The 13,378-nt window shown below is 45.8% G+C and carries 13 protein-coding genes; 6 read left to right on the top strand and 7 right to left on the bottom strand.

Going from position 1 to position 13,378, the window contains the following annotated elements; translation table 11 throughout:
* Window positions 1-2 precede the first annotated feature (2 nt).
* Entirely contained in the window at window positions 3-914 is a 912-nt protein-coding gene (locus tag L5M18_RS08705; RefSeq protein WP_263196590.1) for a LysR family transcriptional regulator, read from the bottom strand.
* A gap of 111 nt (window positions 915-1,025) precedes the next feature.
* Between L5M18_RS08705 and L5M18_RS08700 the strand changes: the two genes are divergently transcribed.
* From L5M18_RS08700 to L5M18_RS08690, 3 genes are read left to right on the top strand one after another with little or no spacing between them, the layout of a single operon-like run.
* Entirely contained in the window at window positions 1,026-2,162 is a 1,137-nt protein-coding gene (locus L5M18_RS08700) for an alkene reductase (RefSeq protein ID WP_263196589.1), read from the top strand.
* Window positions 2,162-2,800, top strand: coding sequence for an ester cyclase (locus L5M18_RS08695; RefSeq protein WP_219250692.1), 639 nt, complete (start codon window positions 2,162-2,164; stop codon window positions 2,798-2,800). The genes L5M18_RS08700 and L5M18_RS08695 overlap by 1 nt, the downstream gene beginning before the upstream one ends.
* The gene (locus L5M18_RS08690) at window positions 2,797-3,789 is read left to right on the top strand and encodes a polysaccharide deacetylase family protein (RefSeq protein WP_219250691.1); all 993 of its coding nucleotides are present in this window, start codon (window positions 2,797-2,799) and stop codon (window positions 3,787-3,789) included. Before L5M18_RS08695 ends, L5M18_RS08690 begins: the two co-directional genes overlap by 4 nt.
* 104 nt (window positions 3,790-3,893) lie before the next feature.
* Here L5M18_RS08690 and L5M18_RS08685 read toward each other — a convergent pair whose 3' ends face one another.
* Together L5M18_RS08685 and L5M18_RS08680 are read right to left on the bottom strand one after the other, a co-directional pair.
* A complete protein-coding gene (locus L5M18_RS08685; RefSeq protein WP_219250690.1) occupies window positions 3,894-5,054 on the bottom strand; it encodes a putative sulfate/molybdate transporter in 1,161 nt (386 codons plus the stop codon).
* Between the two features lie 279 nt (window positions 5,055-5,333).
* Window positions 5,334-6,065 carry an SDR family oxidoreductase gene (locus L5M18_RS08680; RefSeq protein WP_105251250.1) on the bottom strand — a complete coding sequence of 244 codons (732 nt, stop codon included), beginning with the start codon at window positions 6,063-6,065 and terminating at the stop codon, window positions 5,334-5,336.
* A gap of 191 nt (window positions 6,066-6,256) precedes the next feature.
* On the opposite strand from L5M18_RS08680, the gene L5M18_RS08675 reads away from it, so the two are divergent.
* The gene (locus tag L5M18_RS08675) at window positions 6,257-7,096 is read left to right on the top strand and encodes a LysR family transcriptional regulator (protein WP_212600507.1); all 840 of its coding nucleotides are present in this window, start codon (window positions 6,257-6,259) and stop codon (window positions 7,094-7,096) included.
* 33 nt (window positions 7,097-7,129) lie between these two features.
* On the opposite strand, the gene L5M18_RS08670 is transcribed toward L5M18_RS08675, so the two are convergent.
* The 3 genes from L5M18_RS08670 to L5M18_RS08660 form a co-directional block, all read right to left on the bottom strand.
* A complete protein-coding gene (locus L5M18_RS08670) occupies window positions 7,130-7,906 on the bottom strand; it encodes a substrate-binding periplasmic protein (protein WP_219250689.1) in 777 nt (258 codons plus the stop codon).
* Between the two features lie 231 nt (window positions 7,907-8,137).
* Window positions 8,138-9,676: a tetratricopeptide repeat protein gene (locus L5M18_RS08665; RefSeq protein WP_219250688.1), complete on the bottom strand. Its 1,539-nt coding sequence runs from the start codon at window positions 9,674-9,676 to the stop codon at window positions 8,138-8,140.
* A 118-nt stretch (window positions 9,677-9,794) separates the two neighbouring features.
* The gene (locus L5M18_RS08660) at window positions 9,795-10,631 is read right to left on the bottom strand and encodes a mechanosensitive ion channel family protein (RefSeq protein ID WP_131523458.1); all 837 of its coding nucleotides are present in this window, start codon (window positions 10,629-10,631) and stop codon (window positions 9,795-9,797) included.
* A 169-nt stretch (window positions 10,632-10,800) separates the two neighbouring features.
* On the opposite strand from L5M18_RS08660, the gene L5M18_RS08655 reads away from it, so the two are divergent.
* Together L5M18_RS08655 and L5M18_RS08650 are read left to right on the top strand one after the other, a co-directional pair.
* Window positions 10,801-11,280, top strand: a complete 480-nt coding sequence (locus tag L5M18_RS08655; RefSeq protein ID WP_219250687.1) for a hypothetical protein — start codon at window positions 10,801-10,803, stop codon at window positions 11,278-11,280.
* Between the two features lie 377 nt (window positions 11,281-11,657).
* Window positions 11,658-12,833: a type III PLP-dependent enzyme gene (locus tag L5M18_RS08650; RefSeq protein ID WP_263196587.1), complete on the top strand. Its 1,176-nt coding sequence runs from the start codon at window positions 11,658-11,660 to the stop codon at window positions 12,831-12,833.
* A gap of 65 nt (window positions 12,834-12,898) precedes the next feature.
* On the opposite strand, the gene L5M18_RS08645 is transcribed toward L5M18_RS08650, so the two are convergent.
* The gene (locus L5M18_RS08645; RefSeq protein WP_006083288.1) at window positions 12,899-13,111 is read right to left on the bottom strand and encodes a YdcH family protein; all 213 of its coding nucleotides are present in this window, start codon (window positions 13,109-13,111) and stop codon (window positions 12,899-12,901) included.
* Window positions 13,112-13,378 lie beyond the last annotated feature (267 nt).

The following is a 13,378-nucleotide window of genomic DNA, read 5'->3' as shown; positions in this document are numbered from 1 at the left end:
CATTAGGGCAGTGGATAGTTTTGGGAGAACTGGCTGAGCTTTTCTACTAAAAACTCTATGGTGCGACGGATCTTATGGCTGGGATAATCGGTTTGTAGGTATACCAATTGCAGTGGGATCGGCGGGGCTATTTTATCGGCTAGCACTAAGTGGAGTCTGCCTTCGGTCACATCTTGCGCCACATCGAGCCAACTCTTATAGGCAATCCCACGACCTGAGAGTGCCCAGTCGCGGATCACTGCGCCATCGTTACAGAAACGTTGGCCCCTGACTTCGATTTCAACGGAGGCGCCGTTATGACTTAACTTCCATTTCTGCCACGGCTCACCGCCGCGATTTAAGATCAGTACTGCGTGTTGGCTCAGTTCATTTAGCGTGCTTGGTGTGCCGTGTTGTGCCAGATAAGCGGGTGAGGCGACCAGTACCCTTGGGGTCATGGCGAGCTGACGCCTTTTAAGGTTTGAGTCGTCAAGTTGGCCATAGCGCAAAGCCAAATGGATATTTTGGTCGATTAAGTCTGTCATATGATCGCCAAAATACAGCTGCACTGTCAGTTCTGGGGCGCTGTCCATCAATTCATCGAGCCAAGCACGGATCTGGCTGCGACCAATATCCGAAGGTAACGCGAGGCGTACTTCGCCCTTAAGCTCACCCCTGTGTTCTGCTAAATTGGCGCTGGCAGTTTCGAGAATCGCCAGTGCGGGTTTCGCCGAATCGAGAAAGATCCGCCCTTCTTCTGTGAGCTGTAAGCGCCGCGTCGAGCGAGCAAATAGCTGACATCCTAGCTTTTTCTCTAATCTTTGCAGCGCGGCACTTGCCGCTGCCGGCGTCATGCCTATTTCTTTACTGGCTGCCGAGAGACTCTCTAAGGCTGCGATACGCAGCGCTAATTGCAGATCGTTTAAATGATACATATCAAATTATTTTTGAAAATGATTTTAATAATAGCCTGATTATCAATATAGATTAACTAATGCACAATTGCACCACTGATGTTTCATCTTAATTTCTGGTTCGGAGTGTGTATGAGTCTATTCATGTCTTACAAATTAGCGTCACTGGCATTAAACAATCGCATTGTGATGGCCCCTATGACTCGGGCGCGTACTACGCAGCCAGGCAATATTCCTAATGATCTGATGGCGCAATATTATGCCCAGCGCGCCTCGGCGGGGTTAATCATCACAGAAGCGACACAAATCTCCGATGACAGTCAAGGCTATTCATTTACGCCGGGCGTGTATACCGCTGAGCAAATTGAGGGCTGGAAAAAAGTCACTGCGGCAGTGCATCAGGCGGGTGGTAAAATCTTCAATCAAATTTGGCATGTTGGCCGTGTATCGCACCCGATTTTTCAGCAAGGTAATGCCCCTATTGCGCCATCAGCTATTGCGCCCGTTGGCACTAAAGTATGGATTGTGGATGAAGCGCATCCTGAAGGGCAAATGGTGGATTGCCCAGAACCTAGGGCTATGGTGCAAGCGGATATCGACCGCGTTGTGGCCGATTTTGCACAGGCGGGTGTGAATGCGGTTGCGGCGGGTTTTGATGGCATCGAAATTCACGGCGGCAATGGTTATCTGATTGACCAGTTTTTACGCACCAATTCAAACCACAGAACTGATGCCTACGGCGGTTCTCAGGAAAATCGCATTCGTTTTTTACTCGAAATTGTCCAAGCCGTGAGTGCGAAAATTGGTGCCAATAAAGTTGGGGTTCGCCTCGCCCCTTACGTGACGTTTAAAGATATGGCGTGTCCTGAAATTGTAGACACTATTCTGTTAGCGGCTAAGCATTTATCGGCATTGGGCGTGGCATATTTACATCTTTCTGAGGCGGATTGGGATGATGCACCGCAGGTGCCAGAGTCCTTTAGAGTCGAGCTGCGCAGAGTCTTTAAGGGCAGCATTATTGTTGCGGGTCGCTATGATGTGGCGCGTGCCAATGAAGTGATTGATAACGGTTATGCGGACTTAGTTGCCTTCGGTCGACCTTTTATTGCGAATCCTGATTTGCCTTACCGTTTAATGCATCAATTGCCTTTATCTGCATTCGACAAAGGGCCCTTGTTTGGCGGTAGTGCGGCGGGTTATACCGATTATCCTACACACAACGAAGCATTGAGAGCCGTCATCCGATCCGCTGACGATGAGGTGGCATAATGGATCGGGTTAACACTTTGTATGTTCAACGCTTACCCGCTTGGCTCAGTTTAAGTCTATGGTTTTCAGGCTTTATAGGTATCGCTATTGTGGGTTTTAGCTTAGCAAGTCTGAGCATGGATGCGTTAGCCGCTCAAGGGGCAACAACACAGGATAGTGCTAAAGTGCGAGCGGCGTTAGTGCCAAAAGTGGCGGCAATGGAAACGATTTCTGATGAATCACCGCAGGCACAAGCTATCGCCCGCGCCGCTTTGTTATATGCCAGTTTTTGGCACACGGGCGATGCAAGTTTTGCCCACGGCGCATTGGCGACTGGTTTTATCGACCGTACTCTGCCCGCTGGCCGCGCACAGGGAATCACGGGTCCACTCGAAGCCTCAAAGGCATTTAGGGCAGCGGTCCCCGATCTCTCTGTTTCAGTTGAGCATTTGCTAGTCGTTGGCGATCGTGCAGTGGTACGTCTGCGTTTTAATGGCCGCTTTACTGGTGTCTTTGGTGAGCAAAAAGGCCAAGGGCAGAAAATCGATTTTCGTGCTGTTGACATGTATCGAGTACGGGATGGTTTCATCACAGATAACTGGCACCTCGAAGATTATCAAACGCTATTTTCTCAATTAGCTGCAGGGACTCAATCATGAATCAACGTCGACGATTTTTAATGGCAGGTGGCGCCATCGCTGCTGGGTTCGGCCTAAGCCAAACGGCGCTTGCTATTGGTTTACCATCATTAGATACCTTAGAAAATGACTCCAAAAGTTCAGGTGGCAGTGGGATGAACAAAATATTTTGGCCAAGTGGTGAGCAGTTAGTGATTTCAATCTCAATGCAGTTTGAAGCAGGTGCTCAAGATAAAAATGCCGAAGGGCCGTTTCCGCCGATGGAAAAGGGCTATCCAGATACCATCACCCCGACTTGGTACGATTACGGTATGAACGAAGGCATTCCAAGGCTGCTGCGCTTGTGGCGTAAGCACAATATCAAGGTGACTTCTCACATGGTTGGGCGCGCCGCTGAACTACATCCTCAACTTGCCAAACAAGTTGCAGATGAGGGGCATGAGATTTCGGGCCACGGACAAACGTGGACGCCACAATACAGCATGTCGCCAGCAGAGGAACGCGTCTCCTATGTGGCGGGTATTGAGACGCTGCAAAGGATCACAGGTCAGCGCCCCTTAGGTTTTAATGCCTTTTGGATGCGCCATAGTACTCAAACCCTCAATATTTTGCAGGACTTAGGTTTTATTTATCATATCGATGACCTATCGCGGGACGAGCCTTCAATTATCCCTGTAGGAAATAAGCCCTTTGCGGTTGTGCCTTACACTTTACGGAACAATGATATCGGACGTTTTGGTGGCAACACTGCCATGACGGCCACGGCCTTTTTGCAGGAACTAAAGGATGAGTTCGATATGCTCTATCAAGAAGGTTCGACGCAGCGACGGATGATGTCGATCAGTGTGCACGACCGTATTGGTGGCGCTCCTGGACTTGTGACCGCTTTAGATAAGTTTATTCAGTACGCTAAAGGTCACACTAACGTAGGCTTTATGCGTAAAGATGCCATTGCTAAATGGGCGCTGGCGCAAAAGGACACACCGACCAATCCTGCAAGAACATTTTAGCCTGCTGTAGCTTTGTTAGAAGAGGTTTGAATGGTTAACAAAAAGCGCGTTGTATAACGCGCTTTTTGTTTTTGGGAACCCTTATTACAGCAAGTCGGAAGTGATTAACGCATGGCCAGCATGGCCCAAGTGCGGCGACCTTGCTCCAGAATTATCCCCACGGCAAGTCCCGCAGCGGCGTTGATAGCGAGGCAAGTGACGGCTGTGGATAAAATCACAAAGATACAGAAGGGCTTACCATCGATTAAGCGTTTCGACCATGCTAATTGTAGCCCCGCAGTGGTCAGTAAACTGCCGAGGATTGCCATAGGAATAAGGCTTAATAGCCAAGCGATATGACTACCCCAGCATAGGGCTATCATTAAGCACGTACTGCCAAAAATTAACGGCGCCAGATAAGTGCGGGCGCCAAAATGGTATTGCACCGCGAGTCCGCCCGCACCGTGGCACATGGCCGAGGCACCAAAGGGCGCGAGCAATAAGTTGGCAAGACCAGAGCTAATGGCGAAGTTTTTGGGCGTGAGTTTGGCGGCATCTTCAGGGAATTTCTCCTGTGCCATTACAGACGTGGCAATGACCGCATTGGTTAAGGTTAATGCCAGTTGTGGCAAAACCAACAAAACGGCGGCAGAGGTCCATTCAACTGATGTCGGCCACGCTAATTGAAATGGCGCTGTCATTGCTTGAATATCAAAGTTAGTGGCTAAACTAGTTTGTGTACTTGCTTGCCAAATCATCCCCGCTGCTATGACTAAGGGCATGGCAAGGTAACGCAGCGGCAAAAATTTACTGATAAATAACAGTACAAATGCCCCCACGCCAACCAGCCAAAATTCACTCATCATCTTAGTGCCCATCCACATCAGTTGCAGACCTATGGCGAGTTGAATACCAACACTCACAGCTTGGGATAACTGTTTGGCTAACCAAGTGATGGCGCCGCTAAAGGCGAGAATTAACAGGATAATGCCCATCAACATGGCGCTTGCCTGCAACATGCCTGGGGTTAAGCCCTGAGCGATCACCAGTGCAGCGATGACTTTCATCGGTTGTACCGGAATCGGGCGACGGTAAAACAGCGCGCTGAGAATAGCGAATAGACCAAACCCCAAAAATATCCCTTGGGGCGAAAATTGATTGAGGGCAATTAGCCCTAGTACTAAAGGTAAAAAAGTGCCTAAGTCGGCAAAAGCGCCACTGGTTTCACCGAGTAAACGGTTGAATGAAGGATTGGATACTGTTTGGGAAATTTTGCCCGAGGTCATACTGATTGCCGTAATTGAACACGCTATGACTACGCAAAATAAATGCCATAAAAATCAGATGATTTGGGGGGTAAACAGAGTCAAACTACCGTATTGAGTCACTCAATGAGACAAACTGGGGCAAGGCCGAAGAATGGCTGAGTCTAATTGTCTGTACCTGTGTCTATTGCGGCTGCATTGGGTTAATTGTTAACTCAAGCTCATTTGTGAGTCATGATTCAACCGCAACACTGGCGGTCAGTGCCGTGGTTGATATTCTTTATTGTGTAATGTTGCGTGTTAAGGTTGCTGGCGCGTTGGTGCTAGAACGATTTCGCGTACGCACACATTTTGCGGTTGTTGCCATGCAAACAGCGCAGCAGCGGCGACGTTTTCAGGGGCGATAACGCCGCCCATTTCTTCTTTCCAGTCATGGTAACCCGCTTTAATGTCATCGCTGGTGGTATGGCTCAACAACTCGGTTTCTACCGCGCCTGGGGCGATAGTGATAAGGCGTACGTCATCCATGGCGACTTCTTCACGAATGTTTTCTGTTAAGGCGTGCACGGCAAATTTAGTGGCGCAGTAAGCGGCGTGGTTTGGAAAGGTTTTACGCCCCGCCACAGAGCTGACATTAATGATAGTGCCAGTTTTGCGAGCTTTCATGTCGGCTAATACCGCATGAATACCATTAAGCACGCCCATCACATTGATATTGAGCATGCGGCTCCATTCGTTGGGATCTTGCACATCGATTTGGCCCAGTAGCATGATTCCTGCGTTATTGATAAGACAGCCGACCGGGCCAAATTGTGCTTCTGCTTGGGTTATGGCGGTTTTAATAGCTGCGCCGTCGGTGACATCGACGCTGATAGAAAGGCTGTTTGGTAATTCAAGCGCTTGCATTGCTTCAACTCGGCGTGCCAGTAATAGCAGCGGGTGGCCTGCAGCGCTAAAGCTTTTGGCCATAGCGGCGCCAATACCCGATGAAGCGCCTGTGATGACAACCAGTGATTTAGTAACTTGATTCATTAGTATTTCCTATTAATTGGAGCCAATGTAAGCCGTAAACAAACTGTTGTTCGGCGTCTTGAACTTGTTAACCAGTATAGGCTGGGGATTTTCAGTCGAAAAATACTTATTCCAGCTGGATATGATAGGCTCAGCCTATGGCACTATTGTTGAAATTTGTGCTGAACTCGTCGGTTGTCGGAGAAGATTAAATGGTCGATTTGCGTTTGCTGCGTTTCTTTATTGCAATTTTTGAAGAGAACAATATTACCTCGGCGGCTAACCGTTGCTTTGTGAGCCAGCCTTCACTGTCTGCTGGGTTAAAGCAACTAGAAGAAGAGCTTGGTGGTCAGTTATTTGAGCGCAGCAAAAAAGGCGTTAAACCTTTGGACAGCGCGCACTATCTATACCCTTTGGCGGTTAAATTAGTCGAGGAGGCGAGTAAGTTACCAGGCTTGTTTATGGCGAAGGCAAGTCGGCAAAAGCTACGTTTGGCTGTGATGCCAGACTTAAGCCAGCGGCGTTTGGCAGGATTTTTACAGCAGGTGAATCAAGCCATTGATAAGCTAGATCTGGAGCTGGTGGACTATCAAAGCCCTGCAGATTGCCGTTTAAGCATCGACAGCTTGCGCCATGAAGATGAAGTATTTTTTCCGCTGTGGGAGGAGGATTATGTGCTCTGCGTCCCCAAGGATCATACCCTCGCCCAAGTAGATAGCCTACGCCCCGAGCAGCTCAATGGCTTTGACTTTATTGAGTGCCCACCCTGTGAAGCCCATCAGCAAACGATAGGTTTATTGGCGTGCAGCAATATGTCGCTTAATTTGGTCGCTAAGGCTGAGTCAAAATCTCTAGTGATGTCGCTAGTGTTAGCCGGATTTGGCGTGAGTTTTTTACCCGATGGTTTGATTGAAGATGAGCCTAGGCTCAAGCAAGTGAAATTTGATGGTCCGAGAATGTTCCGTCGTATTGGTTTGTGTTATCCCTCCCATCAGGCAGTTGCGCCAACATTGGCGACCTTGTTACGGCATTTAGCCGCTCGATCGAATTAATTCCAAGTTAGTTTTGGGTTATCAGCATTCAGATTAGTGAGTCGCTAAGGGCGATTCAGTGAGATTAAGTGGAGGCTCGACGCCGTAGGATTTAAATAGTTGAGTAATTTCACCTGAGGTGCGCATGTCGTCGACTATCTGGTGAACTTGCTTGGCATATTGATGCTGCGGCGACATGAGCGGAATACTGAAATAGCGGCCATTTTTGCTGATATCTACGTATGCCATCTGCTTAAGCTGGGGATCTTTAGCAAAGAATTGCATTTCATGTTGTTCGGAGGTGATGGCTAAATCGATACGTCCAGCCTTCAACATATTGATTAACTGACCGTTATCATTAACAAAAGACACTTTTAGTTGGTTTTGATTGTCATTGAACTGCGGACAGTAAAAAGCGCCTCTAAGTGCGCCAATGATATGAGGTTTTAGTTCATCGAAATGTTTGACTTCAAGTTGTCTATTCGCAAGGGCAAAGTAATAGACGTAGCGCTTGTCGTATCCCAGTAGCATAGGGTCTAGAAAATCGTTGCGCTCTGGCTTCATCGAATGGACGGGGATTAGGTCGACTTGTCCCATTTCTGCCACTTTAATTGTGCGTGCCCAAGGCACATTACTCCAATTTATCTTGTGACCTAGGCGGGCGATGACTTCATTGATGACAGCTGCACCTGGGCCTTTGCACTCACCATTTTCGACATAAATAACAGGATGCCTATCGCGGCAGTGTGCTTGCCAGACAACGGCAGAGGTTTCTGCCCTTGCTTGGGGCAGAAATAAGCATGAAATGACAATGATCAGTATCAGCCTCATACATCTTGCCTATTAAAATGGTCAGTTTTAATTTAGGGCTGGGCAGTTAACCTGACTATGTTTTATTTTTGAGTCGTTTAGCTGCGCAGGTTTGGTCAATAATTGATTGTAGTGCTTATACATCCACTGTGCTTTTTAAGTAATTATAAATTCACTCTATTTTATAACCAAACGGTTTGGCCTGTTAAATCTGACCAAACCTTTTCTGGGGCTCATTCGCTGCTAGGAAACTTACCTATCCGACTCAAGATAGGGCGTTAATTGGGTTTCAATAGCCTCAATTTGAGTTTCGGCGTAGGCAAGTTCGGATTCGGTTAAACATGATTTTGCGGTGTTTTGATGGAGTCGTTGAGCGCTATTCATCCCGTATTTACCAAAATGACGTAGCAATAAACTAGACCAAATAAACATTTGTATAGGTTTATTTAATTGTTCTGCGCCGTAAATATTGACCAGTTCCCGCATAGCAATTTCATGACCTAGCTCTGCCGATTTGACGTACCAAGCTTCTGCCGCTTGTAGAGCCTCTTGAGTGGGTTTTTCACCACTTAAAAATGATTCAGCCTTATAGAAATAAAAATATTGTTGTTGCTCAGCGGGGATTGGATGCTGATGCAAGAAACTGTCACGTAGACGCTCAGCCTCTCTTATCTCTAAGGTACCTAGTTGCTGACTGAATCTGGCTAATTCTTTTAGATGATCGGCTCTATTGCTCATGGCCGCGAGCTGGTAATACATTAACGCTTTAATCGGTTGGCGACTCACGCCTAAACCTTGCTCATAAATCTTGCCTAAGCCTAGCAGTGCGTCTTCATTCCACTTAAGTGCGAATTCTTCAAAGTCAATTTTAGCCTGTTGGTAATCACTCTCATTTTGTGGCGCTTTCAGTAAAAGATGAGCAAATTCAATCTTAGCGAAGTCATTACCTCTAGCGACAGATTGGCTTAACCAATGGCGCGCCTTGTCATAGTCGACAGCCAAATCTTCACCGTAGAGGAAACGTTTACCAAGATAATACTGGCGGAAATCATCGTCTGCGGCGCGCTCGCTAAGTAATGCCTCTGCACGCGCTAAATCTTTAGGTCCACCTTGGCCAGCAGCAAGCATATGTCCTAGATCATCTTTTGCTAATTCATCACCAGCGGCGGCGGATTTCTCAAAGTATTCCCGTGCTTTGGAATAGTCCGAAGTAACGCGTTCATCATGCCAGTAGAGTGTGGCTAAATGGTAATAGGCTCTTTGGTCTTCTTGTGCGGCGGCTTTTTCGAACCAGTAAATTGCTTGGCTAGCATCGGGATCGAGAAAGGGCTGGCTTAGATACAAGTAAGCAAGCTCATATTGAAACTCGGCTTGCCCCGCTTCGGCATTAGGTTTGAGCTGTTCTGCCTGTGCGATTAACTCATCGAGTGTTTGCGACTCAGAAGAGAGCAAATTAGGTAGTGTGAGCATGGGTAAAAATTGAGGCTCTATTTCGGCGGCTTTTTTATACCAATCGTTAGATGCCTTGGGATCGGCGGGAACTTGTGGGAATCGACCGGAATAAAGTTCGGCCATAGCAATGGCGGCAACGGCTAAGCCTTTATCGACTGCCTGCTGAATATAATCTAGGCCAGAGTTGACTTCGCCTTGGTTAATCAGTGTTAAGCCATGATTGAGTAGCGCAGTAGGATCACCTGCGGCAAGTGCTTTAGCTTGCACTTGTTTTTTTTGATATTTAGCGAAAAAAATAAACAGTACAATAAAAGCAATAATTATGAGTATCAACAACATAGTAGTCCATCACTATCGATATTTGGGAGTATAGTAAACGTAAATTTTTACAAGAATGCAAGTTTACAATTTGGGCTAGGCTGATCGACTAAGCCTACCAATCCCATGGGCATTAGCGTTATTTATCTTGCAGATGGATCTCCCTAATGGGGCAGGCAATCTCGATTCCTGCCTGCTTAAGGGCGTTATAAAGAGCGAGGTTCACCTTATATTTATGTTGAAAATAGCTTTGTGTGGGCACCCAGTAACGAACCCCCATTTCAATTCCATTAGCATTAAAACCATTGATGCCAATATTAGGTGTGGTCTCTTGATAAACATAGGGATTATTGCTCAATAACTCAGTAATCACACTAATGGCTCGTTCGGGATCTGTGTTGTAACTGAGATTGAACTGGGTTTCGACTAGCTTATTGCTGAAGGAGTTGTGCAGGATTTCGCCGACGATATGCTTATTAGGAATGCTGATTTGCTCGCCTTCCTCATTGGTGAGTATGGTCATGCCTAAGTGGATACGTTTAACAACGCCGCTTTCCCCTTTAATTTCAATAGTATTGCCTACCACAAAAGGGCGGGTGACGATAATAGTCACGCCTGCGGCATAGTTCGCTAGCATACCTTGTAAGGCTAAACCTGCACCGAGGGAGGCGGCACCAATTGCCGCAACCATAGGGGTAATACTGATGCCGATTTTGCCGAGGGCGATAATCCCAACCATGACGATGATCAGAATGCGGATAAGATTGCTGACAAAATTGCTTAGGGTGATATCGATATTGTGTTTGTCGAATTGCTTAGCGACTAAGCGTGATACTTTACTGGCTACCCATAAACCTAACAAAAAGATCAGCAAAGCACCTACGAGTTGAAAGCTGTAGGTGACTAAAAACTCGGTGATGAGTTGATAAACGCCTTGTAGTTGCTGCAATTCTTGATCGAGTCCAGGTGTTATCATTATGATATCCTTGTAATAAAATTAACTGTGCGATTATAGCGTAGAAATTTCACCAAATACTTTTCGCCCTTCATGTGTGAAGCGTATCATGTAATCGTGGTTGATTTAATGAGTCGATAGGGGGAGTCAGGTATGCTGTTCGCCTATCCAATAATGGAGTCGAGTGTTTATGAAAACGCTGTTGTTATGTTTGTCTTGTCTGTTAACCCCAATCTGGGCGTATGCTGCGAGTTATGTTGCCGGAGATGCGATTAATCCCATTTCACTTCTCGACCAAAATGATAAAACCATTAATGTGACTGATGAGACTCAAGTGCTGCTCTTTAGTCGCAGCATGAAAGGCGGTGATGTGATTAAGGATGCACTTACCCCCTTGAGCGCGACTCAAATGCCAGCGGGTTTAGTTTATGTTGCCGATATCAGTGGTATGCCTTCTTTGATCGCTAAATTTGTGGCTGTGCCACAGATGCAAGATTTACCTTTTGCGATTGGGTTAGATAGGGATGGTGAGATCAGTCGTTTATTACCTGATAACAAAGATATGGCCACTATGATATTGCTCAAGCAGCGTAACATTTTGGACATTGCCTATTTTGATTCCAGTGAAGCCTTGAACCAAGCCCTCGCAAAACTCAATCAGCCGCAGTAACGACTCGATTTAACGGACGTATTTTAAGGCATCCATTAGTCTTCTTTTCGCTGTGTGACTGTTACTTCAAGATAACTGTTTTTAGATGGATATTTTGGCTCCAGCCAGTCTATCCATCTCCCTTCCGATAACGTCGTAAAAAATTCACTTTTTATTCTGATAATGAACACAAATTTACCTTAGGGTTTGTGTGCATAATTATTTGTTTTATAGCGCCTTTTTTTGATGGTTCAGTTCCTTAAAGAGTTGGGGAATAAAAAGTTATTAATTCAGCATAAAAATTCGTTGCGTAAAGCGAAAAAATATCGTTTACTGCGCACGTTTTTAATACATCACACTTACTGTTATCTATCTGACCCAAAGGAGACTCTGGCCCAATGAGCCAATTTCAATCTATTGATGTTGCTGACTATTATGATATGGACACATTCAAGCGTATTGAAGCGTTTGCCAAAGACAAAGCAACCCCGTTCGTCGTGATCGATACCAGTATCATAGCGAAACAATACGATGACATGGTTAATAGTTTTCCTTACGCCAACGTTTATTATGCAGTTAAGGCAAACCCTGCGGCCGAGATCTTATCTTTACTAAAAGATAAAGGATCAAACTTTGATATAGCCTCGATTTATGAGCTAGATATGGTCATGAATGTCGGTGTGACAACCGATCGAGTCAGCTATGGTAATACGATTAAAAAGCGTCAAGATGTACGTGCATTTTATGAGCGTGGCGTGCGTATGTATGCATCTGACTCAGAAGCCGATTTGCGAATGATCGCTGAAGAAGCGCCGGGTTCACGTATTTATGTGCGCATTCTGACCGAAGGTACAGATACTGCTGATTGGCCGTTATCCCGTAAATTCGGCTGCCAAAACGAAATGGCCTATGAGCTATTAGTATTGGCGCAGGAATTAGGCTTAGAACCTTTCGGTATTTCTTTCCATGTGGGTTCTCAGCAACGTGACATAGGTGCTTGGGATTCCGCTATTGGTAAAGTGAAAAGTATTTTTGACCGACTGCGTGATGAGCACAATATCACCCTGAAGATGATCAATATGGGCGGCGGTTTCCCTGCTAACTATATTGATAAAACCAATCAATTGGGTGTGTATGCCGAGCAAATCACTCACTTCCTGAAGGAAGATTTTGGTGATGATTTACCACAAATTATTTTGGAACCAGGTCGTTCGTTGATCTCTAACGCGGGGATTTTAGTGTCTGAAGTGGTACTGATCAGCAAAAAATCTTACACGACTTTAGAGCGTTGGGTGTTTACCGATGTGGGTAAATTCTCTGGCTTGATTGAAACGATGGACGAGGCGATTAAGTTCCCGATTTATACTGAGCGTCAAGGCGAGCTGGATAAATGCGTGATTGCCGGCCCAACCTGTGACAGTGCAGATATCATGTATGAGCACTATAGCTATGGCTTACCAAATGACTTAGCCATTGGCGATCGTATGTATTGGTTAACCGCAGGGGCTTATACGACGACGTATTCAGCAGTATGCTTTAACGGTTTCCCACCGCTGAAGGATTACTATCTGTAAGCGATTGTGATGACATTAATAAGGGCGCTTAGGCGCCCTTATTTGTCTTTAGAGTAATAGTAGAATTACTCGTGGGATTTGAGGATCTGATAAATTTCCTCTTTTAAATGTAACTTTCTGCTTTTGAGTTCTTTCACAGTGGGATTGAAATCACTGGCGACACGTTTTTCCAGTTGTTTGATTTCCTCGTCTAACTGATTATGCTCATTAAACTTACGTTGAAAATGAGCATCTTGGGTTTTCAGGGTGGAAATTAATTCTCTGTACTCTGGAAACATCGGCATTCTCCTTGTCGTCATTTACTACACTTCAGGTTACGCCTTAACCCTAACCTTATACCAAGTCGTTAAACGTGACTTAGATCACTTTTAGCGGTCACTTAGATTAATACTAATGGATGATTTATTTTAATATATTTTAAATCAGTATCTTAGGTATTTGTTGCCACAGCCTCTGGCATGAGTTCAGGATCTGGTTCACACTTTGTTTGGTATAAATCAGACTGACATTCGAAATATGGGCAAATTTGCTATCTTGTGAGCAGA

Origin of the sequence: Shewanella sp. SM20 (assembly GCF_025654545.1) — a bacterium.
In the GTDB taxonomy this organism is placed as follows: Bacteria; Pseudomonadota; Gammaproteobacteria; order Enterobacterales; family Shewanellaceae; genus Shewanella; species Shewanella oncorhynchi.
The sequence above is the reverse complement of the archived record's forward strand: the minus strand, read 5'-3'. Positions and strand labels throughout refer to the sequence as shown.